We start from the raw sequence: 21,299 nt of genomic DNA, 5'->3' as shown, positions 1-21,299 counted from the left end.
TCACCTGTGCGCGAAGGGTCTTCTGTACGAGGAGTTCACCGTGATTTCGCCCTGCGTTCCCCGGATCGCACGGATGCGGGCCCGGTCAGACGACCGGGCCCGCATCCGTGCGTTCAGCTGTGCGCGATGCCGCGGATCGGCGGGGTGTGGAACGTGCCCTGGAAGACGCGCTCGCTCGCCCCCTCGCGGTCGAGGTACGGGGATGCCCCGCCGTCGATGAAAGGCCAGCCGGCGCCGAGGATCAGGCAGAGGTCGATGTCCTCGACTTCGGGGACGACATGCTCGTCGAGCATGATCCGGATCTCCTGGGCGAGGCCGTCCTGGACACGGCGCAGGATCGTCTCGGCGGATGCCGGGCTCTTGCCGACGGCGCCCTTGAGCGCCTTCTCGGCCGCCTTCGTCCACCCGGTGACACGGCCGCCCTTGTCCTTCTCCACGACCTGGTCGAGCTCCGCCAGAGCATGGAAGTTCTCGTTCGCGTAGAACCGCTCGGGGAAGGCGCTCACCATCGTGTCCTGCACGTGGGCGGCGACCTTCCAGCCGACGAGGTCGATGAGCTGGAAGGGGCCCATCGGCAGACCGAGCGGCCCGAAGGCCTTCTCCACCTCGGAGACGGGAGTGCCCTCGTAGACGGCGCGTGCCGCCTCGCCCATGACCTTCGCGAGGAGCCGGTTCACGACGAAGCCAGGGGCGTCCGCCGTGAGGACGGCATTCTTGCCGAGACTGCGCGCGACGACGAACGCCGTCGACAGCGCCTGCTCGTTGGTCACCGGCGTCTTCACGATCTCGATGAGCGGCATGACCGCCACCGGGTTGAAGAAGTGGAACCCGACGAGCCGTTCCGGGTGCTCCAGCTTCGCGCCGATCTCCTCGACGGAGAGAGAAGAGGTGTTCGTCGCCAGGATCGCGTCTGCGGCGACGATCTTCTCGATCTCGCCGAAGACCTGCTGCTTGACACCGACCTCCTCGAAGACGGCCTCGATGACGAAGTCCGCATCCGCGTACTCGCTCTTGTCGACCGTTCCTCGGATGAGGCCCCGCAGCTTGTTGGCGGTGTCGGCATCGAGGCGTCCCTTCGCCTCCAGCGCGCCGATCTCCTCGTGGATGTGGGCCACACCCTTGTCGACGCGGGCCTGATCGATGTCGGTGATGAGCACCGGCACCTGGAGCTTGCGGACGAACAGCAGCGCGAACTGGCTGGCCATGAGGCCCGCACCGATGATGCCGACCTTCGTGACCCTGCGCGCGAGAGCCTTGTCGGGGGCGCCGACGGGGCGCTTGGCGCGCTTCTGCACCAGGTCGAAGGCGTACATGGACGCCGCGAACTGGTCGCCGGTGACGAGCTCGGCGAGAGCCTCGTCCTCGCGCGCGAACCCTTCGGCCTTCGTGCCGCCCTTGGCCTTGTCGAGCAGGTCGAGGGCCGCATACGGCGACTTCGGAACGGTGCCGATCTTCGATTCGAGCATGCCGCGCGCGACCTTGATCGCGATCGGCCACTTGGTCAGCCGCTCGATCTTGCCCGGCTCGTTCTTGCGCTCCACCTTGGTCGTGCCGCTCAGTACGCCATCCGCCCAGGCGAGCGAGTTCTCCAGATAGTTCGCGGCGGGGAAGATCGCGTCGAAGATCCCGTAGTCGAACGCCTGCTGCGGCTTGAGCATCCGGTTCTGCTTGAGCGGGTTGGAGATCACGACCTCGAGCGCGTTCTCGATGCCGATCAGGTTCGGCAGCAGATACGCGCCGCCCCAGCCGGGGATGATGCCCAGGAACACCTCGGGGAGTGCCACTGCGGCCGCGGAGGCATCCACCGTGCGGTAGGTGCTGTTCAGCGCGATCTCCAGGCCGCCGCCGAGCGCGAGACCGTTGACGAACGCGAAGGACGGCACGCCGAGTTCACCGAGCCCTCCGATCACCTTGTGGCCGAGCTGGGCGATGAGTCTCGCGTTGTCGCGGGAGCCGACCTTGCTGATGTCGGACAGATCGGCACCGGCGGCCAGGATGTACTGCTTGCCGGTGATGCCGACGGCGTGGATCTCACCGGACGCGGCGCGTGCGCGGAGGCCGTCGAGCGTCGCGCCGAGCTCCACCAGCGTCGCAGGGCCGAGGGTGTTCGGACGGGTGTGATCCCTGCCGTTGTCGAGCGTGATGAGGGCGAGCACCTTGCCCGAGGCGAGGCGGATGTCGCGCACGGGGGAGTGCGTGACGACCTCGTCGTCGGTGAGCGCCAGGATGGGGGAGAAGTCGATGTCCTCGTAGCCGGTCACTGCCGCACTCACTTCCTCTTCTTGCCGTCGTAGAACGGGTTCTCCCAGATGACCGATCCGCCCTGGCCGAGGCCGACGCACATCGCGGTCAGGCCGTAGCGCACATCCGGGCGCTCGGCGAACTGGGCGGCGAGCTGGATCATCAGGCGCACCCCGGATGCCGCCAGCGGGTGACCGAGCGCGATCGCTCCGCCCCAGGCGTTCACCCTCGGGTCGTCGTCGGCGATGCCGAAGTGGTCGAGCAGTGAGATGACCTGGATGGCGAAGGCCTCGTTCAGCTCGAACAGGCCGATGTCCGAGATGCTCAGACCGGCCTTCTTGAGCGCTTTCTCGGTCGAGGGGATCGGCCCGATGCCCATGATCTCCGGCTGCACACCGGCGAATGCGAACGAGACGAGCTTCATCTTGGGTGCGAGACCGAGCTCCTTCACGGCGCCGCCGCCTGCCAGCAGCGACATCGTCGCCCCGTCGGTGAGTGGCGAGGACGTGCCGGCCGTGACCCGTCCGTGGGGGCGGAACGGCGTCTTCAGCGCCGCGAGATCCTCCATCGTGGTCTGCGGGCGGCGTCCTTCGTCCTCGGTCGCGAGGCCCCAGGCACCGTCAGCGCCCTTGATGGCGACGGAGACGAGGTCGGGCTGGATCTTTCCGGCGTCGTATGCCGCCTGGACCTTGTGCTGGCTGAGCATCCCGAACCGGTCGGAGCGCTCCTTCGTGAGGTGCGGGAAGCGGTCGAAGATCCGCTCGGCCGTGACCCCCATGTTGAGCGCACCGGGGTCGACCATCTTCTCCGCGACGAAGCGCGGGTTGGGGTCGGCGTTGCCGCCGATGGGGTGGTGACCCATGTGCTCGACGCCGCCGGCGAGGGCGAGATCGTACATGCCGATCCCGATGGACGCCGCCATCGTCGTGACGCTCGTCATCGCTCCGGCGCACATGCGCTCGATGGCGAGACCGGGAACCGTCTGCGGGAGGCCGGCGAGGATGGCGACAGACCGCCCGAGTGTGAGCCCCTGGTCGCCGGTCTGACTCGTCGCGGCGATCGCGACATCATCGATGCGGTCCGCGGGGACACCGGGGTTGCGCTCCATGAGCCCGATCGTCGCCTTGACGGCGAGGTCGTCCGCGCGGGTGTTCCAGTACATGCCTTTTTCGCCGGCGCGCCCGAACGGGGTGCGCACGCCATCGACGAAGTAGACGTCCGAGATCTCGGCCACTCTGCCTCCTGGGGTTGGGATGATGCCAGCCTAGGAGCAGGGTCCGACCCGCGGGAATCGGTTGGTTCGAACCTACGAAGCGTCCGCCGGGCCTTCTCCGGCCGATTGCGCTGCTTCTACAAAGGCAGCTGCGATCTTCTGTGCGGTGTGCGCAATCTGCCAGGGGCGTGCGCCGAGCGCGGCGAGTGCGGCGCCGATCTCCTCGGGGGTCTCGCCCGGTGGCGTCCAGGCCACGCGGCGCAGATGCTCCGGCGTGAGCAGGTTCTCCGTCGGCATGTTGAGCGCGACGGCGGTCTCCTCGACCGCGGGCCTTGCGGCCTTCAGCCTGGCATCCGCCTCCGGGTTGCGATCAGCCCAGGCCCTGGGGGGCGGGAGCGCATCGCTGGGGACCCGCTCGCGGGGGAGGTCCTTCTCGGCGCGCCCCTGTTCGATCGCGGCCCACCATCGATCGAGCTGCGTGCGACTGGCGCGACCGTTGAACGCGGTGATGCCGGCGAGCGCCTGCTTGCTCGCAGGAGCGGCGACGACGGCGGCGACGATCGACCGGTCGGGGACGAGCCTGCCGGGAGAGACGTCCTGCTCCTTCGCGTACTCCTCGCGGGCGAGCCAGAGCGCCCTCGCCACGGCGAGGTTGCGCGCACCGCGCACCTGATGGAGACCGCTCAGACGTCGCCACGGCTCGCTCTTGGCAGGCTTCGGCTCGCGCGTCAGGGTCGCGGAGAACTCCTCCGCGGCGATCTCGCTCTTGCCCTGGGCTGCGAGCTCCTCCGCGAGGATCTCGCTCACATCGATCAGGTGCAGGACGTCCAGTGCTGCGTAGTCGAGCCACGCGACCGGAAGGGGACGCGTGGACCAATCCGCAGCGGAGTGCTCCTTTTTCAAGGTGATGCCCAGCGCCTCCTCGACCACGGCGGCGAGTCCGACGCGCTCGTGACCGAGGAGCCGCGAGGCCAGCTCGGTGTCGAAGATCGAGGGCGGCTCGAGGCCGAGCTCCCGAAGGGAGGGCAGATCCTGGCTGGCCGCGTGGAAGACCCACTGCACGTCGCCGATCGCCTCCTGCAGGGGCGCGAAATCGTCGAGTGCAGGCGGATCGAAGAGGAAGACGCCTGCGTCTCTGCGGAACACCTGTACGAGGTAGGCCCGCTGGGAGTACCGGAAGCCGGACGCCCGCTCCACATCAACGGCGACCGGGCCCGTGCCTGCGGCGAGTGCGGTGACCGAACGGAGGAACTCGTCGCGGTCGTCGATCACGGTGTACTCAGTCACGAGCCGCCTTTCGTGCGCCGAAGACGGCGATGTTCTCTGATCCAGGGGGGAGCCCTGCGAGCATACCGACCAACTCCGCCCATGCCTCCGTGTGCGGGCGGAACGGCTCCTCAGGAGTCCAGGATGCGCGCAGTTCGATCTGCGCGCCGTCTCCTTCCGCGGCGAGGCCGCCGAAGCCCTTCGAGAGCGTCTTGGTCGCGGTCCCCGAGGGGGAGTGGTAGCGGGCGCCGTGTGACTGGAGCGCATCGACCAGCCAGGACCAGGTCACATCGGCGAGCAGCGGATCGGTTCCGATCTCCGGCTCGAGGGGGGCCTGCGCGAACGCGACGATCCGCCAGGCTCCGTCCCAGGCGTCGGGGACCTCGGGGTCGTGCAGCAGCACGAAGCGCGCGGTGCCGTAGATCGAGTCGCCGTGATCGTCCGGACGGACGTCGGCCGCGAACGCGATCGCGTACGGCGCGAGGCCCTGAGGGGACGGGATCTCGCGCACCGTGATATCGGAGCGGAAGGTCGTCCCGCGCAGTTCTGCGGCAGCCTTCTCGAAGAGTGCGCCGGCGTCGGGATGTGCGGTCACGCCAACAGGCTAGAGTCAGGAAGCGATGAAGAGTATCAGGCACGCCGTCACCGTCATCGTCCTCGCCCTGCTCACGCTCGTCGCCTCCGTCGGGGTCGTGGTGCTGGCGCTCGCGCGGCGGGTGGTCACCCCGGCCGGACGGGGCACGGATACCGAGATCCTCGGGGTCGACACCGGCGCGCAGACGATCGAGCTGACGCGGACCGCCGATACCGAGCTCCCCGGTCGGTACGGCCTGTTCACGACGGGAACCCACGGCTACGTGAAGCTCGGTGCCGTGCTGTCCGCGGATGCCAAGAAAGTGCGTCGCAAGCTCCTCACGCAGATCGATCCCGGGGCCAGGATCGATCGATCCGCCGGTTTCAGCGGGTGGTACTACAGCTCACCGCGCGAGCTGCATCTCCCATGGGACAACGTCCTCATCGGCTCGCCCAGCGGGCCGTGCCCTGCGTGGCTGTTCCCCGCCTCGGCGGACGCGCCGGCCGGTGACGTCTGGGTGATCCAGGTCCACGGCCGCGGTGTCACCAGGGCCGAGTGCCTGAGAGCGGTGCCGGTCTTCCATGCGCAGGGGATGACGAGCCTCGTCGTGTCGTATCGCAATGACGGAGAGGCACCGCGCAGCCGCGGAGGCTCCTACGCCCTCGGTGCGTCAGAGTGGCGCGACGTCGATGCCGCTATCGCGTACGCGTTGAGGCATGGCGCGCGGCGCGTGATCCTGATGGGCTGGTCGATGGGAGGGGCGCTCGTCCTCCAGGCCGCCGTCTCATCGGGCAGCAGAGGCGCGATCGCCGGCCTCGTGCTCGAATCGCCCGTGGTGGACTGGCGCACGGTGCTCCGCTTCCAGGCGCGGGGGATGGGCGTGCGCGAGCCCTTCCCCGATCTGGCGATGGGCCTGCTGTCGTCGCCTGTCACGGCGCGCTGGGGCGGGGCGGAGGAGCCCATCCCGTTCGACCGTCTCGACATGGTCTCCCGAGCCGCGGAGCTGGAGGTGCCGATCCTCATCCTGCACAGCGACGACGACGGGTTCGTGCCGGCTGACGCCTCGCACGCCCTCTCGGAGGCTCGGCCGGACATCGTCACCATGCCGCATTTCAGCGGCGCCAGGCACACGAAGCTGTGGAACTACGATCAGGCGGGCTGGACGAGGGCGATCACGGACTGGCTCGAGGCACAGGACCTCAGCGCTTCTGTCTGATCTGTCGCTTCGCGCGCATGAGCATTCCGGTCATGCCGCTGATGCGCAGGGGTGAGACCGCGCGGGTGAGACCGATCGTCTGCGGGTAGTCGTCGGGGATCGCCAGAGCATCGTCGACGGAGAGTCCTGTGATCCCCTGCACGAGGATGCTGGCGAAGCCCCGCGTCGTGGGAGCCTCCGGCGGCGCGGTCGCATGCATCGCAACGACGCCGTCGGTGACCTCCACAGAGATGTAGACGGGGGACTGGCACTCTGCGACCCGCTCGCACATCTCCGGGTGCTGGGCGATCTCGTCCGGAACCGGGGGGAGCTCGCCCGAGAACTCGAGCAGGAGCTGGAGCCGTTCGGCTTCGGGCAGCTCCAGGAAGTCGTCGCGGATCTCTGCGAGAGCGGGGGGAACCTGCGCGGTGCTCATCCCAGAATTCTCACATGCTCACAGGGAGCCCGGCTCGCTCCCGGTCACGATCGGAACGCGCACGGCGCTGCCCCATTCGGTCCATGAACCGTCGTAGTTGCGCACGTTCTCGAATCCGAGCAGGTGCTTGAGGACGAACCAGGTGTGGCTGGAGCGCTCCCCGATACGGCAGTAAGCGACGACCTCGTCACCGTCGCGGAGACCGGCGCCATCGCGGTAGATGGCATCGAGCTCCGCGCGGCTGCGGAACCCGCCGTCCTCGGCGACGGCCTTCGCCCACGGCACGCTCTGCGCGGTCGGGATGTGGCCGGCGCGGAGCGTGCCCTCTTCGGGGTACGCGGGAGCCGTCGTGCGCTCTCCGCTGTACTCCTCGGGTGAGCGCACGTCGATGAGGGGGTTGCCGATGTGAGCGAGGACGTCGTCCTTGTAGGCACGCAGGACGGAGTCGTCACGCTCGATGACGGGGTAGTCCGTCGCGGCGCGCTCGGCAGGGGCGGTGGTGATCTCGCGGCCCTCGGCGATCCAGCGATCCCGACCGCCGTCGAGCAGCCGCACGTCCTCATGACCGAACAGCGAGAACACCCAGAGGGCGTACGCCGCCCACCAGTTGTTCTTGTCGCCGTAGATCACGACGGTGTCGTCGCGGGAGATGCCCTTGGCGCTCAGCAGGCGCGCGAAGCCTTCGCCGTCGACGTAGTCGCGTACGACGGGGTCGTTGAGCTCGGTGTGCCAGTCGACCTTCACCGCACCGGGGATGTGCCCCGTCTCGTAGAGCAGGACGTCCTCGTCGGATTCGACGACGACGAGCCCCGGCTCCCCGAGATGCGCTGCCAGCCATTCCGTGGTCACGAGCCGGCCTGGCTCGGCGTACTCGGCGAACTTCGCGGATGATGTGTCGAACTCGATGGTCACGGGGCGCTCCTCGGTGGTGGGCGGGCGAAGGCTCGGGCTGCGACGGCGTAGTGTTGTGCCGACCCCTTCGACGATAGATCCGTCCGGCGCGCTGCGCACCGGTTCCGTAAGACTGCGACACAGGACCTCATGACCGAAACGACGCCCCGCGCGGCCACTGTCCGCCTCTCCGACCGGACCCCCGTCGTCACTGGGCCCGAGATGCTCGCCGGGCTCGTCCCTCCTCCGCAGTTCGACGAGGCGACGTTCGAGACCTACCGTGCCGATCCTGCGTATCCGTCTCAGGAGGAGGCCAAGGCGCTTCTGCAGACGTTCGTTGGACGCGGGGCCCCGGTCAAACGCGGCGGGTTCTTCCGCAGGGCGCCGAAGGAGCCGGAGATGAAGCCCGGCGTCTACCTCGACGGCGGATTCGGCGTCGGCAAGACGCACCTGCTGGCCTCCGTCTTCCACGCCATGCCGGCCAGGCGCAAGTACTTCGGCTCGTTCATCGAGTACACCGCGCTCGTCGGCGCTCTCGGTTACAAGAACACCGTCGATCTGCTGCGCGGGGCCGATCTGCTCTGCATCGACGAGTTCGAGCTCGACGATCCAGGCGACACGATGGTGATGACGCGCCTGCTCGGCGAGCTGGCCGCCACGGGGACGCGTCTTGCGGCGACGTCGAACACCCCGCCGAACGCGCTCGGCGAAGGGCGCTTCGCCGCGCAGGACTTCCTGCGCGAGATCCATGCGATGGCGGACAGCTTCCAGACGCTGCGCATCGACGGCGTCGACTTCCGTCAGCGCGCGATCGACGGGCACTCCGTGGTCCTCGAGGAGGCGGCCTACGGCGAACGGCTGGAAGCCGCGCCGGCAGGCACAGCATCCGACGACGTCTTCGACGACGTGATCCGTCATCTGGCCGCGGTCCATCCCTCGCGATACATCCGGCTCATCGACGGCATCGGTCTCGTCGGGCTCCGTGACGTCCGCCAGCTCACCGATCAGTCGGAGGCGCTGCGCTTCGTCGCGTTCGTCGACCGGGTCTACGACGCCCAGACGCCGATCATCGCGACAGGGCGGAGCCTCGACGAGGTGTTCTCCGAGGAGATGCTCGCCGGCGGATACCGCAAGAAGTACCTCAGGGCGATCTCGCGCCTGAATGCGCTCACGCATTCTGCGTAAGACCGCAGATCCGCGTAACGGGATGTTCACAGGAGAGCCGCGCCTGTAACAGCGCGGAAACAAACCTCACCCATTTCCGAAATCGGGCGTCGACACACTGAAGCTCTCAACTACTTCGGATGTGAGGTTTTCCTATGGATGCTCCCGGCAACATCTCGTGGGGTATTACCGCGACTGCGCTGGTCCTGCTGATGACGCCAGGCGTCGCCTTCTTCTACGGCGGTCTCGTCAAGGCGAAGAGCGTGGTCAGCATGATGATGATGAGCTTCGGCTCGATCGGTCTCGTCGCCGTGCTGTGGATTCTCTTCGGCTTCTCGATGAGCGCGGTGGACAGCCCGACGGCTTTCGCCGGCAATCCCTTCGCGGACTTCGGTCTCGCCGGCCTCGCGTCGGGTGAGGGCTCGAACGTCGCCCTGATCGGCGTGGCATACGGTGCCACCTTCGCGATCATCACGATCGCCCTGATCTCCGGCGCGATCGCCGACCGCGCGAAGTTCGGCAGCTGGCTGATCTTCGCCGGCGTCTTCGCCACGGTCGGCTACTTCCCGGTGGCCGCGTGGGTGTGGGGCGGCGGCTGGATCATGAGCCTCGGCTCGACGATGTTCGGTGAGGACAGTGGCATCGGAGTCATCGACTACGCCGGTGGCACGGCTGTGCACATCAACGCGGGTGCTGCGGCCCTGGCCCTGGCGCTCGTCCTCGGCAAGCGCATCGGTTTCCAGAAGGGAATCCTGAAGCCGCACAACGTCCCGCTGACCCTGCTGGGCGCGGCGATCCTCTGGTTCGGCTGGTTCGGCTTCAACGCCGGTGCCGAGTGGCTCGCGGAGGACATGGGCGGGGTCGGACTCATCGGCCTCAACACGCTCGGCGCTACCGCCGCGGCGATCCTCGGCTGGATCCTGATCGAGCGCATCAAGGACGGCAAGGCGACATCGGTCGGAGCCGCTTCCGGTGCGGTCGCCGGTCTCGTCGCCATCACCCCCGCCTGCGCCAACCTGACGCCTGGCTGGTCGCTGCTGCTCGGTGCCGTCGCCGGCATCGTCTGCGCCCTGGCGGTCGAGCTCAAGTTCCGCCTCGGCTTCGACGACTCGCTGGACGTCGTGGGCATCCACCTCGTCGGTGGCCTCATCGGCACCATTTACCTGGGCTTCTTCGCCACCGGCACCGGCCTGTTCGTCGGCGGCGACGCCCGTCAGTTGGCCGTCCAGGTCATCGCGGCGCTGGGTGTGCTGATCTACTCCTTCGTCGTCGCCTTCATCATCGGCTTCGCGATCGAGAAGACGATCGGCTTCCGCATCACGAACGAGGACGAGATCGCCGGAGTCGACTCGGTCGTCCACGGCGAGGAGGGCTACGCGCTCGTCGACGCCTGAGCCCCGATAGTGTGACCGGGTGAGTTCCTCCAAGAGCATCCTCGCCCTGGTCTCGGACATCGTCCTCGGACTGCTGAACAGCCGGACGTCCCGGACTCCTGACACGGAGCCGGGGCGTTCGGCTGTTCGCGATTCCCCGGTCAAGCGAGCCACGCTCCGCGTCGACGGCACCGATGCGGGGTCTGTCGACGCGGCAGAGACGTCAGAGCGCGGACAGGGCCATGGGACCGAGACGATGAGGATCTCGCCGGCGCGCATCGACGACCTCGTCCTGCAGTACGCACCGGAGCGGGACGGCGCGCCGGACGCCGGGGAGATCGTATGGACGTGGGTGCCGTATGAGGAGAACGACGGACGCGGCAAAGACAGGCCCGTGCTCGTGATCGGGCGGCAGTCGGGCTCACGGGTGTACGCGGTCAGGATGACGAGCAGGGCCCACGAGGGAGATCGGGACTACCTGTCGATCGGCACCGGAGCGTGGGATTCCCAGGGCCGCGAGAGCTGGGTCGACGTCGAGCAGCTGTACAGCGTGCACGACGACGGGCTCAGGCGTGAAGCCGCCGCGCTCGACGCAGCACGCTACGACCGTGTCGCCGGAGCCCTCGCGAAGCGCTACGGATGGCGACGCGCGCGCTGACGGGCGCCGACGCGGCGGACGAGTCCAACGGCGTCTGCCGCGCGACGCGTCGTCCGCTCAGCTGTGCCGACGACGCGCTGTGACGATGGTCGCACCACCGAGCAGCAGCGCGACGCCCAGCAGTGCTGCGCCGATGGCCGGCTCGGCACCTGTGACGCCGAGCTCGCCCTGTGCATCGTCGTCCGGGTCCTGCCCTGGATCCGCGCCGCCGTCCTCGTTGTCATCCGGGCCCTCGGGGACTCCGGGAACCTCCGGATCGTCCGTGTTGACGAAGGTGCAGTGGACGTCTGCGCCGGCGGCGACTCCGCTGAGGGTGATCGTGGCCGTCTGGTCGACGTCGACAGCGGCACCGGCTACCGTGCAGGTCACAGAGTCGAGGGTCCAGCCCGCCTCGTCCTGCTCGCTGATCGTGAGCTCATAGGGGCGGTTCGGCGCGGTGACGACGGTGGATGCCATGCCGTCATCGCCCGTGGTGAGCGAGTCACCAGCAGCGAACTCCACTCCTTCGGCATCGAGGTCGAACGTCCATCCGCCGCCTGGAACACGGACACCGTCGAGGAGCTCGATCTTCTCGATCGTCAGCGTCGAGCTGAGCGGATCCTCGGTGTTGACGAAGACGCAGTCGAGCCCGCAGGCACATCAGAGAGCGAGACTGTCTCCGCCGAGTCCACGGCGACGGGAGCTCCGTCGACCGTGCACGACACGTCGGCGAACGTCCAGCCGTCCTGGGGTGCCTCGGTGAGCTCGAGGTCGAACGGTGTGTCCGGCGACGCGATGACCGCCGTCGCCGACCCTTCACCATCCGTCACCAGCGCGCCGGTCGGGTCGATCTGGACGCCCTCGCCGGTGGCCGTCGCGTCGAACGACCAGCCCGCCCCGGGGCGGTCGCCGGTTCCGGCTGCTTCGACCTTGTGCACGGTCAGCGTCGACTCGACGCGGATGTCTTGGTTCGTGAAGAAGCACTCCGCGTGCGACTCCGGCGAGACCTGGGGGAGAGTCACCTGTTCTGCGACGTCGACGGCGATCGGCTCGCCGTCGACCGTGCACGTGACGTCGGCGAGTTCCCACCCCGGCTGCGGTGTCTCGGTGATCGTGACGTCAGTTGCGGCCGTGCCCGTCGTCGTGATGTCGGCGGTCGCGGTTCCGTTCTCGTCGGTGGTCACGCCGTCCGCAGGGTCGATGACGGCATCCGCGTTCGACGACGCGATGTCGAAGTGCCAGCCCTCGCCCGGAGAGGAGACGCCCTCGCGGTCGATCTGGGTCTTGTGCACCGTCACGTCGGTTCGGCAAACGATCTCGTCGATGAGCTCGCTCGTGAGGGAGACGAGACGGTCCCAGTCGACGCCGGCGTAGTCGGCCTGGGTCACCGGGTACTCGGGGTACTCGTTGGGGCCGCTGATGGCCTGGATCGAGCTCTCGGGCTGCGAGGGAACCGACGTCGCGTCGTCGAGGTTGATCCCGATGCCGAAGACACGGGTTCCCTCGGCCTTGAGCTCGTTGGCGGAGAAGCGGCCCTGGTCCACCTCGGCGAAGCGCTGGGGGAAGGTCGAGGATGCCGGCATGTACGGGAAGCCCGACTTGTCCGGCAAGCCATCGGTCAGGACGAAGGCGATGTCGTAGTCCGGAGCGTCTTCGGCGACCTGCGCGATGCCGCGATCCCAGTTCGTGCCGGAGGAGGTGACGTAGGACTCGATGTCGGCGACGAGTTCGTCGCGACCGCCTGGCGCATCGACCGGGGTGAGCGCGTGGTTCGTCGTGTTGTTGGACGGTGCGTAGCGCGAGAACGTGTAGAGCGCGACGGAGGATCCGGAGCCCACGAGACCGTCGACCAGCGCGCGACCGGCTTCCTTGACGAGCGGCAGGTTCGCCTCGCCGATCGACGAGGACAGATCGAACACGATCGCCACCTGGAGCGGCCGGCACTGGTCGGTGAGATCGGGGTTGTTCAGCGACAAGCCGAGGTTGCCGAACGTGTCGCGCTGAGTGAGCCCGGTGTCGAGGGCCGGGTCGACGGCCTCCGGCAGGTCGACGATCGCCCCGCCGGTGACCGTTCCTGCGGGCACCTGGACGCTGTAGGGGATCTGACCGCGCTGGCCCGTGCGATTGGAGGTGTAGAAGGAGTCGACGACGTAGGTGTTCAGCGCTGCGGCGCTGCCTGGTACGGGATCCCCGAAGACGATCCACGGCGTGATACCCGCGTTCGCGCCGCCGGACTGCGTGTCGGGGACGACGAACTCGCAGATGCCGTCGGCATCGGTGACGCACGAGGCCCATGCGTCGCCCAGAGGCTCGGCGCCGGACTCGTCGGCGGCGAGGAGGAGAGTCTGTCCCTCCGTGTAACGGGAGTCGATGTCGCTGGGGGTGAGCCCGGCGCTCACCCGGACGTCCGCGATGTTGACGCGGATCACCGTCGTGTCAGGGGTCGGATCCGTGAGAGCAGCGGCCGGCATGGCCGTCAAGGGCAGGAGAAGGGCGCTGAGCGCAGAGATCGCGAGCGCGACTCCCCGTCGACGCCGGCTGGTTCGCCGCTTCGCATTCATGGCGACCTCATCTGTACGGGGATCGTGGGGGTTCCAGACTACGGAGCCGAGGAGTGGCGGAGCAACATCGGACGGGTGCGGTGGCGCGGGTGCGGGAGCAGGATCTCGAACTGTGTCAGGGTGAGGGGATGGATGCGGTGCACACCGGCTCGACGGTCCTCTTGATCGGCTTCGGGAAACTCGGGCGGCGTCTCGCCCCGAGTCTTACGAGCGGGGGCGCGAGCGTCGTCGCGGTACGACGGAGCGCTGTCGAGCCGCCTTCGGGCGTCCGGATCCTCCGCGCCGACGTCCGCGCCCCGGTCTTGCCTGTGCTGCCTCGCGCGGATCGCTTGATCGTGACGCTGCCGCCGGGCGAGAGCGGTGACTATCGGCGGGTGCTGCAGAGCATCCGGACGGCGCTTCCCGAGCTCCCGGAACGCACCGTCTTCGTGTCCTCGACGGGAGTGTTCGCCGGGGCATCCGACGACAGGATGCGCTCGGAATCGGATGAGCCGACGCCGAGCACCGATCGCGCTCTCGAACTGCTGGACGGTGAACGAGCCGCGCGAGAGCTCTTCGGCGCCGTCATCGTTCGTCCGGCGGGTATCTACGGGGAGGGACGGGAGTTCCTCATCCGACGCGTGCGCGAAGGTGTCTCCTTGGACCATCGGCGGTGGACGAATCGGATACATGAGGTCGATCTCGTCCGGGTGCTCGACCGGGTGCTCTGGATGGGGGATCCGCCCGCACTCGTGCACGCCGTGGACGGCGTACCTGCCAGGCTCGGCGCTGTGGCGGGATTCATCGCCGAGCGCCTCGGGGTGCCCCTGCCGCCGAAGGATCCGGAGGCGATGGGTGGAGGTCATCGCCTTGACGGCGGACTCGTCCAGCAGATCATGGGGCCGTTCGTGTACCCCTCCTACGTCGACGGGTACTCCGAGATGCTGCTCGCACGCTGACGCGACCTGACGCGGTCAGTCAGCTGCGCGGCGTGCGCTTGACGACGTCATAGGCGGCGAGCGCCGCCTTGCGCGTCTCTCCGAGGTCCACGATCGGCGAATCCGGTGCATCCGACGCCCATTGGGAGATGTACAGGCCCTGCGGATCGAACTTCTTCGCCTGCAGATCGGGGTTGAAGACGCGGAAGTAGGGCGCCGCATCGGCGCCGGAGCCGGCGACCCACTGCCAGTTGAAGGGATTGCTCGCGCCGTCGGCGTCGACGAGCGTGTCCCAGAACCATTCCTCTCCGCGCCGCCAGTCGATGAGCAGGTTCTTCACGAGGAAGGATGCCGTGACCATGCGCACCCTGTTGTGCATGAAGCCGGTGTGCCAGAGCTCGCGCATGCCTGCGTCGACGAGCGCGATGCCGGTCTCTCCGCGCCGCCAGGCCTCGAGGTGCGCGGGATCCACATCCGGCCAGGGGAAGGCGTCGTACTCCCTGCGGAGGTTGACCGTCGCGAGATCGGGGGAGTGGAAGAGCGTGTGCCAGGCGAACTCGCGCCATCCGAGCTCTGACAGGAAGCCGGCGGCGCCGTCGACCTCGACTGCGGCGTGCCAGACGGAGTGGGGGCTGATCTCTCCCCAGCGGAGGTACGGGGAGAGGCGTGACGTCGCTGCGGCGGAAGGCTCGTCCCGTGCGCGGTCGTAGACCGGCAGATCCTCCGTGAGGAAGGCATGCAGGCGCCGCTTCGCCGCCGGCTCGCCGGGCTCCCACGTGTCGCGAAGCCCTCCCGCCCAGTCCGGGCGCGAGGGCAGCAGCTCCCAGTCCGACAGCCCATCGGATGCCGGGGACGTCGGCGCACCGGGGATCTCGCGCGGTTCGGGCAGCGGGCGGCGCGGGACGGGCAGGCTCAGGCACGCCCGCCAGAACGGCGTGAAGACGGAGAAGTGCGTGCCGCTCCCGGTCTGCACCGTCCACGGCTCGTGGAGCAGCGAGGCGGAGAAGGAGGAGACTTCGATGCCCGCCGCCCGCAGCTCGGTCTTCAGCGCGGTGTCGACCTCGCGCTCGGCACCGCCGTACCGCCGGTTCCAGAAGACGGCGCCGGCGCCGGTCTCCGCGACGAGCCGCGGAAGGACATCGGCTGCTCGGCCGCGTCGGAGCACCAGGTCGCCTCCGCGGTCGCGCAGCCTCTCGGCGAGGGACTCCAGGGAGTGATGCAGCCACCAGCGCGCGGCGCCGCCGAGCGGACGGATGCCCGGTGAGACCTCATCGAGGACGAACAGTGCGATGACCGGCTCGTCCCTGTCCAGGGCCGCTCTCAGGGCGGGGTTGTCAGCCAGACGCAGATCGTCGCGGAACCAGACGAGCGAAGGGGACGGCATGCGCCCATTCTCGTGCACGCAGTGGCGAGCATGGGGACATCTCCCCATCCGTTTGGGATGGAGGACGACCGTCCCGCGCATAGCATGAAAGTCGGCGCGGTCCAGGTCGGTGGAGCAACAGAGCGATCGACGTCGCTGAACAAGATCGATCAGGATGCTTGCGCGGATGATTCGGAACGGTAGGTGACGGTGTCGAAGCTAGCCGAGATCGAGAAGGGTTATCTCGCGGCGCAGCCTGCGAGGTTCGAACGACGTGCGTCTCGCCGCAAGCGCACCCCCTACCTCATCGGCGCCAGTGTGTTCGGTGCTGCGGCCATCGTGTTCACGATCGTCGCCCCCGGGTGGATCGTGCGTCTGCAGGAGGACGTGGCTGACGGTTTCGCCCCGGTGCGGGCATCGCGCGGCCCTGCGGTCGTCATCGTGGGTGTCGTCGTCTGGACGGTCGCGCTGTGGGTGCTGACCGGGATGGCTCTGGTAGGGGCTTTCCGTCGCGCGTTCGAGTGGGTCGATCTCGAGACGGGTGGTGTTCTTCGCTCCGGGCGGATCGCGCGATTCAAGGATCTCTCCGACTTCGACGCGCTGGCCGGAGGGGTGAAGTCCGGTGCGCTGGTGGCATTCCCGTCTGGAGGAACCTGTAACACGCGTGGGAAGACCGTCGTGCAGACCGTCGAGGACCTCGCCGCGCAGCGGATCCATGTCTGGATCGAGGACGAGTCCGGCCGGTCGACGTCGGCGGTCGTCGCCGGGGCGGCTGCTGTGCCGTGGGGGCGGTCCAACTTCGCGAGCGGTTCCCCTCATCGTGAGCAGGAGGCCGGTTCGCAATGAGTTCGACGGTGGAGGAAGCATCCGATGACGCAGGAGCGAAAGGAATCAGCGCGGTGGATCATGTCGAGACGGTGACCGTGACGGCGACAGGGGCGGGCGTCGGTATCCGGGCCACGGTTGCGGTCGAGCTCGAGGCGCTCGCCCAGGGTGTGCTGACGACGTTCGTGGAGCACGAGTCTCGATGGCGCGACGGGTTCAGAATCCCCTTCGGTTGGGGGCCGCTGAGTCTCCGCACCGAGGATGCGGGATATCGCGTCGTCGCGCCCGACTACGAGACGGATCCTTTCGAGGGGGTGAAGGAGGACCTCACGCTCGCGATCTCGTTCATGGGCGCGCTCGACGCGCTGCCGACGGCCGCGGGTGTGGAAGCAACGGCGATCGCGTTCGACGATGATGTCATCTGCGTGCGGGAGTGGGAGCGTCATCCGATGCTGTCGCTGTCGCGGATCGACACCACGACGGCGAAGGATTCGGGGTGGTTCGTCGAGCCCTTCCCGCCCACGTCGACGGTGCCGTGGCGGCCGGAGCAGCTGGTCCGTCTCCCCGCGTGGCGCGTGGCGCGTGCCCGGCGTGCGGTCGGGCGTTGCTTCGCGCTTCCGGTGGGTGTGGCGGCGATCGTCGACGGCGATTCCGTGCGCACGGTTGTGCGGGAAGGTGATCGCGAAGTTCTGGCAGGGGGTGCGTTGTGAGCGCTGTCGGGATCTGTCCGCCAGAGACGGGTGAGGTGATCGAGCGCACGGTGATGCTCGGTGCGCGCGCGGTCGTGTTCCGGGCATCCGAACAGCTTGAGGAAGAACTCGATCGGCTCATCCGCCGCCTCGTCGATGATCGTGTCGAGGCGGTCGAGGGCGGGGAGGTCGATCTCGGGTGGGATCGGATCCGTTTCGATGCTCATGGCGACCGACTGCTCGCGACGTCGAAGGACGGCGGGTCCACGCGTCGTACCGTTCGTCGTGACGATGTGACACAGGTGCTCTGGGTCCTCGCGGCGTGGCGGCGCATCGCTGCGGTCAGCGGTACGGAGATCGTTCCGACGTACTGGCGTGATTCGCTGTACATGGCGGTCGATGTCTTGAAGACGTCGGGTGTGCTGGAGTGTCGGCGCATCGATATCGGTTCGCCGACGCAGTGGTTCATCGGCAGGGAGCCGTTCGACGATGCGCTCGTGGACCGGCTCGCGGGTGACATCGCCCGCTGCGTCGAGCTGTTCACATTCAGACCGGAGGCCGTCGCGGCGCTCAGCCTCCCCGTGGGTTACGCCGCGGTCGTCGACCGTGAGCACGGTGTGATTGAGATCCGAGACCCGCAGGGGGTCGTGCTCTATGACGCGCGCCGGGGCGAACCAGCGGGGGAGGAGCTGCCCGCTGGCGGGCTGTCCGCTGATCAGCAGCGTCTCATCGATGTGGGTATCTCGCACTGGCGGCGGGTGGTCGCTGAGGACGCACCTTTGACCGTCGAACCGCTGCCCGATGACGGCGCGGTCGTCGTCTCACACGCGGTGCGCGGCGGCGGGCGGATCTATGTCGCGGCGGACGAGACGGTGCTGTTCGCGGGATCGGGCGCACCTCCGCACGAGGCACTGGAGATGTTCCGCTCGGGTCGGCGCACGCCATTCGAGCAGTTCCGTCGGCGCGAGAGCGGTCGCAACGCAGCGGGATCGAGCTTCGCCGCAGTGCCGGCTCAGGGCGCGGATGCTCCGCTGATCACGGAGGACGAGCTCGCGGTGTGGGGTGGCGGGGCTATGCGCCGGGCGGCGTGGGCGAGGGATCTGCTCATGCGTACGGCCGTTGCGCGAGGTGTGCCGTTCGACCGTCAGAGCCTGCGATACGCGGTCACGGGCGGCTCCCAGGAGATCGCAGTCGTCTGGCCCGACCAACGGGAGACCGTCTTCGTCGCGCCGGACGAGCAGGTGCTGCGCGCTCCTGGCGCGGTTCCGGATGCTGAGGCCTACGCGGTCTTCGTACGCGGTGCACGAACGGCCCTGGACGAGTTCGGGCCACGACCGCCCGCCGAAGGGGCGCTGTCACGCGAGGAACTCGCTGACCGCGTCGAGAATCTCGCCCGACGAGCAGGACTCGACGTGCTGCGCCGAAGCGCCGGCACGATCGTCGCTGTCGGTGATATCGACCTGTACTGGACCGTGCGGGAGGAAGACGGCGAGATCGTCGGGTATCGCGTCGAGCGCGGCGCCTATCGCGAGATCGCTCGGTCCTCTGCGCCTGCAGTCGTGCTCGCAGAGGTCGAGGGAGCGGTCGGGCTCTGATCGGTCCGCCCGATCCACCACGGCTGTCGACGACGAAAGGCCCGCGGGATTCCGCGGGCCTTTCCTATTCTGGTGGGCGATGCCGGACTCGAACCGACGACCTCTTCCGTGTGAAGGAAGCGCGCTACCAACTGCGCCAATCGCCCAAGACCCTGGGGTCGAGAATCGATACTACCGGACGCTCTCGAGCGCTCATGACCATTTCGCGAGACACGCGCGAGATCCGGGTCTGGTTTGGCGTCCCGCAGATCATCGGCTAATGTTTTACAAGTGCCCGGGACGCCGGGAACGAAATGCGGATGTAGCGCAGTTGGTAGCGCATCACCTTGCCAAGGTGAGGGTCGCGAGTTCGAGTCTCGTCATCCGCTCGAGTGCAGGAGCCCCTTCGGGGGCTTCGGCATGTGGGTTCGAATCCACTTCGCGGTGGCGTGGCCGAGTGGCTAGGCACCGGCCTGCAAAGCCGTTTACACGGGTTCGAATCCCGTCGCCACCTCTCTGGCACAATTGAACACAGCCCCTACGGGCGCGATTGGCGCAGCGGTAGCGCGCTTCCCTGACACGGAAGAGGTCACTGGTTCGATCCCAGTATCGCGCACAGACGAAAAGCCCCCGGTCTCCCGGGGGCTTTTCTCGTACAGTGGCACGTCAGCGGGCGTGGACGTCCGTCGCGTTGAGCACGCCGACGACGCGGTCGTACTCGCCCCGTACCTCGGCGAAGCGGAGGAACTTCACGCGCTCGACGAGAATCTCGTGCGAGTCCTCGCTTCCGGTGAGGAGGCTCATCGTCTCATCGGCGAAGGCATCCAGCGGCATCGCCGTCTCGCTCTCGCGGTGACCGGGCATGAGATCGGTCTGCACCGCCGGCGGGACGAGCTCGATCACGCGCACCGACGTGTCGGCGAGCTGCAGTCGGATGGACTCGCTCAGCATGTGCACGAACGCCTTGCTGGCGTTGTACGTCGGGGTGGGCTGCAGCGGCACGGAGGCGAGCCCACTGGAGACGGTGACGATCGCGGCATCCGGCCGGGTCTGCAGGTGCTCTACGAACGCAGCGATGAGGCGGATCGGTCCGAGCACGTTCGTCTCCACGATGCGCTCCGCCGTGTCGAGGAAGCCCGCGGGGGAGTGCCAGTCCTCGGCGACCATGATGCCTGCCATCGCGATGACGGTGTCGAGCTCCGGATGCCGGGTGAGCACGTTCTCCGCTGCGTGTGTGATGCTCGTGGCATCCGACACGTCGATCGCTACGGTGTCGAATCCGTGCGCGCTGCGCAGTTCGTCGAGGAGTGTGGCGCGGCGACCGCCGATGATGACGGTCGCGCCGGCGGTCTGAAGACGGAGAGCGAGAGCGAGGCCGATGCCGCTCGTCGCTCCTGGGATGAAGACGGTGCGTCCTGAGATGTTCATGACTCCATCGTCAGAGCTCCGTCGCAGATGCGGCAGAGACCCGTCGAACGGGGGATCCGCGATCCCTGGTTGAGGGACGACGGACGCGCGAGGATGGAGTCATGTAGAGATCAGAGCTCGCCGATTTCCTGCGTCGACGTCGCGAAGGGCTGCGCCCGCAGGACGTCGGACTCACGCCGGGACCGCGCAGACGCGCGCCAGGCCTGCGCCGCGAGGAGGTCGCGCAGCTGACCGGCATGTCGGTGGACTACTACACCCGTCTCGAACAGGCGCGGGGTCCGCAGCCCAGCACGCAGATGCTGTCTGCGCTGTCTCGCTCGCTGCGCCTCACCGCCGATGAACGGGACTATGTGTTCCGTCTCGCGGGTCACAGTGCGCCGACGAGGACGGATGCCTCGCCGCACGTCGCTCCGGCCCTGATGCGCGTGCTCGACCGCCTCGAGGACACGCCGGCGCTGATCCTCTCCGACATCGGCGAGGCACTCGTCGCGAACCGACTCGCTATCGCACTCTTCGGCGATCCCGCAGCGCTCGACGGCCATGCCCGCAGCGACGTCTACCGCTGGTTCCGCATCGACGGCGCGCGAGACCTCTACCCGCAACACGATCGCGCCCGTCAGTCCAGGGCTCTCGTCGCGAACCTGCGCGTGGCGTACGGCATCCAGGGCCCCCGCTCGCGAGCAGGCGCGCTCGTGCGTGCGCTCCTGGTGGAGAGCCAGGAGTTCGCCGAGCTGTGGGAGCGCCAGGAGGTGGCGCGGCGCTTCGAGGACCACAAGGTGCTCATCCATCCGGACATCGGGCCGATCGAGCTGGACTGCCAGGTGCTCTTCACGGAGGATCAGTCCCAGGCACTGCTCGTGCTGACCGCGGCCGACGCCACCGCTGCGGAGCAGGTCCGACTGCTCGGCGTCGTGGGTTCGGAGCGCTTCTCCGCGCGCAACTAAGATGGTGC

At 68.2% G+C, this 21,299-nt stretch carries 19 protein-coding genes, 4 tRNA genes and 1 pseudogene; 13 read left to right on the top strand and 11 right to left on the bottom strand.

Going from position 1 to position 21,299, the window contains the following annotated elements; all coding sequences use genetic code 11:
• Positions 1-113 precede the first annotated feature (113 nt).
• From ACWGJP_RS11845 to ACWGJP_RS11830, 4 genes are all read right to left on the bottom strand, one after another.
• The gene (locus ACWGJP_RS11845; RefSeq protein ID WP_452330377.1) at positions 114-2,261 is read right to left on the bottom strand and encodes a 3-hydroxyacyl-CoA dehydrogenase NAD-binding domain-containing protein; all 2,148 of its coding nucleotides are present in this window, start codon (positions 2,259-2,261) and stop codon (positions 114-116) included.
• Between the two features lie 8 nt (positions 2,262-2,269).
• Positions 2,270-3,475 carry a thiolase family protein gene (locus tag ACWGJP_RS11840; protein WP_452329983.1) on the bottom strand — a complete coding sequence of 402 codons (1,206 nt, stop codon included), beginning with the start codon at positions 3,473-3,475 and terminating at the stop codon, positions 2,270-2,272.
• Positions 3,476-3,547: 72 nt separating this feature from the next.
• Positions 3,548-4,741: an HRDC domain-containing protein gene (locus ACWGJP_RS11835; protein ID WP_452329982.1), complete on the bottom strand. Its 1,194-nt coding sequence runs from the start codon at positions 4,739-4,741 to the stop codon at positions 3,548-3,550.
• A complete protein-coding gene (locus tag ACWGJP_RS11830) occupies positions 4,734-5,315 on the bottom strand; it encodes a DUF3000 domain-containing protein (protein ID WP_452329981.1) in 582 nt (193 codons plus the stop codon). Before ACWGJP_RS11830 ends, ACWGJP_RS11835 begins: the two co-directional genes overlap by 8 nt.
• 25 nt (positions 5,316-5,340) lie before the next feature.
• On the opposite strand from ACWGJP_RS11830, the gene ACWGJP_RS11825 reads away from it, so the two are divergent.
• A complete protein-coding gene (locus ACWGJP_RS11825) occupies positions 5,341-6,510 on the top strand; it encodes an alpha/beta hydrolase family protein (protein WP_452329980.1) in 1,170 nt (389 codons plus the stop codon).
• On the opposite strand, the gene ACWGJP_RS11820 is transcribed toward ACWGJP_RS11825, so the two are convergent.
• Positions 6,494-6,925 (bottom strand): SufE family protein, encoded by a 432-nt coding sequence (locus ACWGJP_RS11820; RefSeq protein WP_452329979.1) that lies wholly within the window; start codon positions 6,923-6,925, stop codon positions 6,494-6,496. The two genes, ACWGJP_RS11825 and ACWGJP_RS11820, sit on opposite strands and share 17 nt — an antisense overlap.
• An 18-nt stretch (positions 6,926-6,943) precedes the next feature.
• The gene (locus ACWGJP_RS11815) at positions 6,944-7,837 is read right to left on the bottom strand and encodes a sulfurtransferase (protein WP_452329978.1); all 894 of its coding nucleotides are present in this window, start codon (positions 7,835-7,837) and stop codon (positions 6,944-6,946) included.
• A gap of 129 nt (positions 7,838-7,966) precedes the next feature.
• Here ACWGJP_RS11815 and zapE point away from each other — a divergent pair, with 129 nt between their 5' ends.
• The 3 genes from zapE to ACWGJP_RS11800 all read left to right on the top strand — a co-directional run bounded on the left by zapE (position 7,967) and on the right by ACWGJP_RS11800 (position 11,011).
• Entirely contained in the window at positions 7,967-9,001 is a 1,035-nt protein-coding gene (zapE, locus tag ACWGJP_RS11810; protein ID WP_452329977.1) for a cell division protein ZapE, read from the top strand.
• A gap of 134 nt (positions 9,002-9,135) precedes the next feature.
• Positions 9,136-10,374, top strand: coding sequence for an ammonium transporter (locus ACWGJP_RS11805; RefSeq protein ID WP_452329976.1), 1,239 nt, complete (start codon positions 9,136-9,138; stop codon positions 10,372-10,374).
• Positions 10,375-10,393: 19 nt separating this feature from the next.
• On the top strand, positions 10,394-11,011 hold the full coding sequence (locus ACWGJP_RS11800; RefSeq protein WP_452329975.1) for a type II toxin-antitoxin system PemK/MazF family toxin: 618 nt from the start codon (positions 10,394-10,396) through the stop codon (positions 11,009-11,011).
• Positions 11,012-11,068: 57 nt separating this feature from the next.
• On the opposite strand, the gene ACWGJP_RS11795 is transcribed toward ACWGJP_RS11800, so the two are convergent.
• Both ACWGJP_RS11795 and ACWGJP_RS11790 read right to left on the bottom strand, forming a co-directional pair.
• Positions 11,069-11,578, bottom strand: coding sequence for a prealbumin-like fold domain-containing protein (locus ACWGJP_RS11795; RefSeq protein ID WP_452330376.1), 510 nt, complete (start codon positions 11,576-11,578; stop codon positions 11,069-11,071).
• Positions 11,579-11,589: 11 nt separating this feature from the next.
• Positions 11,590-13,551 carry a vWA domain-containing protein gene (locus ACWGJP_RS11790; protein WP_452329974.1) on the bottom strand — a complete coding sequence of 654 codons (1,962 nt, stop codon included), beginning with the start codon at positions 13,549-13,551 and terminating at the stop codon, positions 11,590-11,592.
• Between the two features lie 335 nt (positions 13,552-13,886).
• On the opposite strand from ACWGJP_RS11790, the gene ACWGJP_RS11785 reads away from it, so the two are divergent.
• Positions 13,887-14,489: a hypothetical protein gene (locus tag ACWGJP_RS11785; RefSeq protein WP_452329973.1), complete on the top strand. Its 603-nt coding sequence runs from the start codon at positions 13,887-13,889 to the stop codon at positions 14,487-14,489.
• Between the two features lie 19 nt (positions 14,490-14,508).
• Here the strand turns inward: ACWGJP_RS11785 and ACWGJP_RS11780 are convergent, their stop codons facing one another.
• Positions 14,509-15,852, bottom strand: coding sequence for a cryptochrome/photolyase family protein (locus ACWGJP_RS11780; protein ID WP_452329972.1), 1,344 nt, complete (start codon positions 15,850-15,852; stop codon positions 14,509-14,511).
• A gap of 189 nt (positions 15,853-16,041) precedes the next feature.
• Between ACWGJP_RS11780 and ACWGJP_RS11775 the strand changes: the two genes are divergently transcribed.
• From ACWGJP_RS11775 to ACWGJP_RS11765, 3 genes are read left to right on the top strand one after another with little or no spacing between them, the layout of a single operon-like run.
• Entirely contained in the window at positions 16,042-16,677 is a 636-nt protein-coding gene (locus ACWGJP_RS11775) for a hypothetical protein (protein WP_452329971.1), read from the top strand.
• Complete coding sequence (locus ACWGJP_RS11770) at positions 16,674-17,366, top strand: hypothetical protein (RefSeq protein ID WP_452329970.1); 693 nt, start codon at positions 16,674-16,676, stop codon at positions 17,364-17,366. Before ACWGJP_RS11775 ends, ACWGJP_RS11770 begins: the two co-directional genes overlap by 4 nt.
• 35 nt (positions 17,367-17,401) lie before the next feature.
• Positions 17,402-18,940, top strand: a complete 1,539-nt coding sequence (locus ACWGJP_RS11765) for a hypothetical protein (RefSeq protein WP_452329969.1) — start codon at positions 17,402-17,404, stop codon at positions 18,938-18,940.
• A gap of 70 nt (positions 18,941-19,010) precedes the next feature.
• Here the strand turns inward: ACWGJP_RS11765 and ACWGJP_RS11760 are convergent.
• Positions 19,011-19,086, bottom strand: a tRNA-Val gene (locus ACWGJP_RS11760).
• A gap of 149 nt (positions 19,087-19,235) precedes the next feature.
• Between ACWGJP_RS11760 and ACWGJP_RS11755 the strand changes: the two genes are divergently transcribed.
• From ACWGJP_RS11755 to ACWGJP_RS11745, 3 genes are all read left to right on the top strand, one after another.
• A tRNA-Gly gene (locus ACWGJP_RS11755) sits at positions 19,236-19,308 on the top strand.
• 54 nt (positions 19,309-19,362) lie between these two features.
• Positions 19,363-19,433 (top strand) — tRNA-Cys (locus ACWGJP_RS11750).
• A gap of 30 nt (positions 19,434-19,463) precedes the next feature.
• Positions 19,464-19,535: transfer RNA gene (locus ACWGJP_RS11745), tRNA-Val, on the top strand.
• A 50-nt stretch (positions 19,536-19,585) separates the two neighbouring features.
• On the opposite strand, the gene ACWGJP_RS11740 is transcribed toward ACWGJP_RS11745, so the two are convergent.
• Entirely contained in the window at positions 19,586-20,347 is a 762-nt protein-coding gene (locus ACWGJP_RS11740) for an SDR family oxidoreductase (protein ID WP_452329968.1), read from the bottom strand.
• Between the two features lie 125 nt (positions 20,348-20,472).
• Between ACWGJP_RS11740 and ACWGJP_RS11735 the strand changes: the two are divergent.
• Positions 20,473-20,682 (top strand): annotated as a pseudogene (locus tag ACWGJP_RS11735) (helix-turn-helix domain-containing protein); the annotation flags it as partial.
• Between the two features lie 15 nt (positions 20,683-20,697).
• Entirely contained in the window at positions 20,698-21,291 is a 594-nt protein-coding gene (locus ACWGJP_RS11730; RefSeq protein ID WP_452330375.1) for an MmyB family transcriptional regulator, read from the top strand.
• The last annotated feature ends 8 nt before the right edge of the window (positions 21,292-21,299 follow it).

Source organism: Microbacterium sp. NPDC055903 (assembly GCF_053615555.1).
The sequence above is the reverse complement of the archived record's forward strand: the minus strand, read 5'-3'. Positions and strand labels throughout refer to the sequence as shown.

What these genes read in the sequence shown, in the direction of transcription:
- zapE (WP_452329977.1), top strand. Translation starts at nt 7,967, where the DNA reads ATGACCGAAACGACGCCCCGCGCGGCCACTGTCCGCCTCTCCGACCGG.
- ACWGJP_RS11770 (WP_452329970.1), top strand. Translation starts at nt 16,674, where the DNA reads ATGAGTTCGACGGTGGAGGAAGCATCCGATGACGCAGGAGCGAAAGGA.
- ACWGJP_RS11780 (WP_452329972.1), bottom strand. Translation starts at nt 15,852, where the DNA reads ATGCCGTCCCCTTCGCTCGTCTGGTTCCGCGACGATCTGCGTCTGGCT.
- ACWGJP_RS11825 (WP_452329980.1), top strand. Translation starts at nt 5,341, where the DNA reads ATGAAGAGTATCAGGCACGCCGTCACCGTCATCGTCCTCGCCCTGCTC.
- ACWGJP_RS11820 (WP_452329979.1), bottom strand. Translation starts at nt 6,925, where the DNA reads ATGAGCACCGCGCAGGTTCCCCCCGCTCTCGCAGAGATCCGCGACGAC.
- ACWGJP_RS11790 (WP_452329974.1), bottom strand. Translation starts at nt 13,551, where the DNA reads ATGAATGCGAAGCGGCGAACCAGCCGGCGTCGACGGGGAGTCGCGCTC.
- ACWGJP_RS11740 (WP_452329968.1), bottom strand. Translation starts at nt 20,347, where the DNA reads ATGAACATCTCAGGACGCACCGTCTTCATCCCAGGAGCGACGAGCGGC.
- ACWGJP_RS11805 (WP_452329976.1), top strand. Translation starts at nt 9,136, where the DNA reads ATGGATGCTCCCGGCAACATCTCGTGGGGTATTACCGCGACTGCGCTG.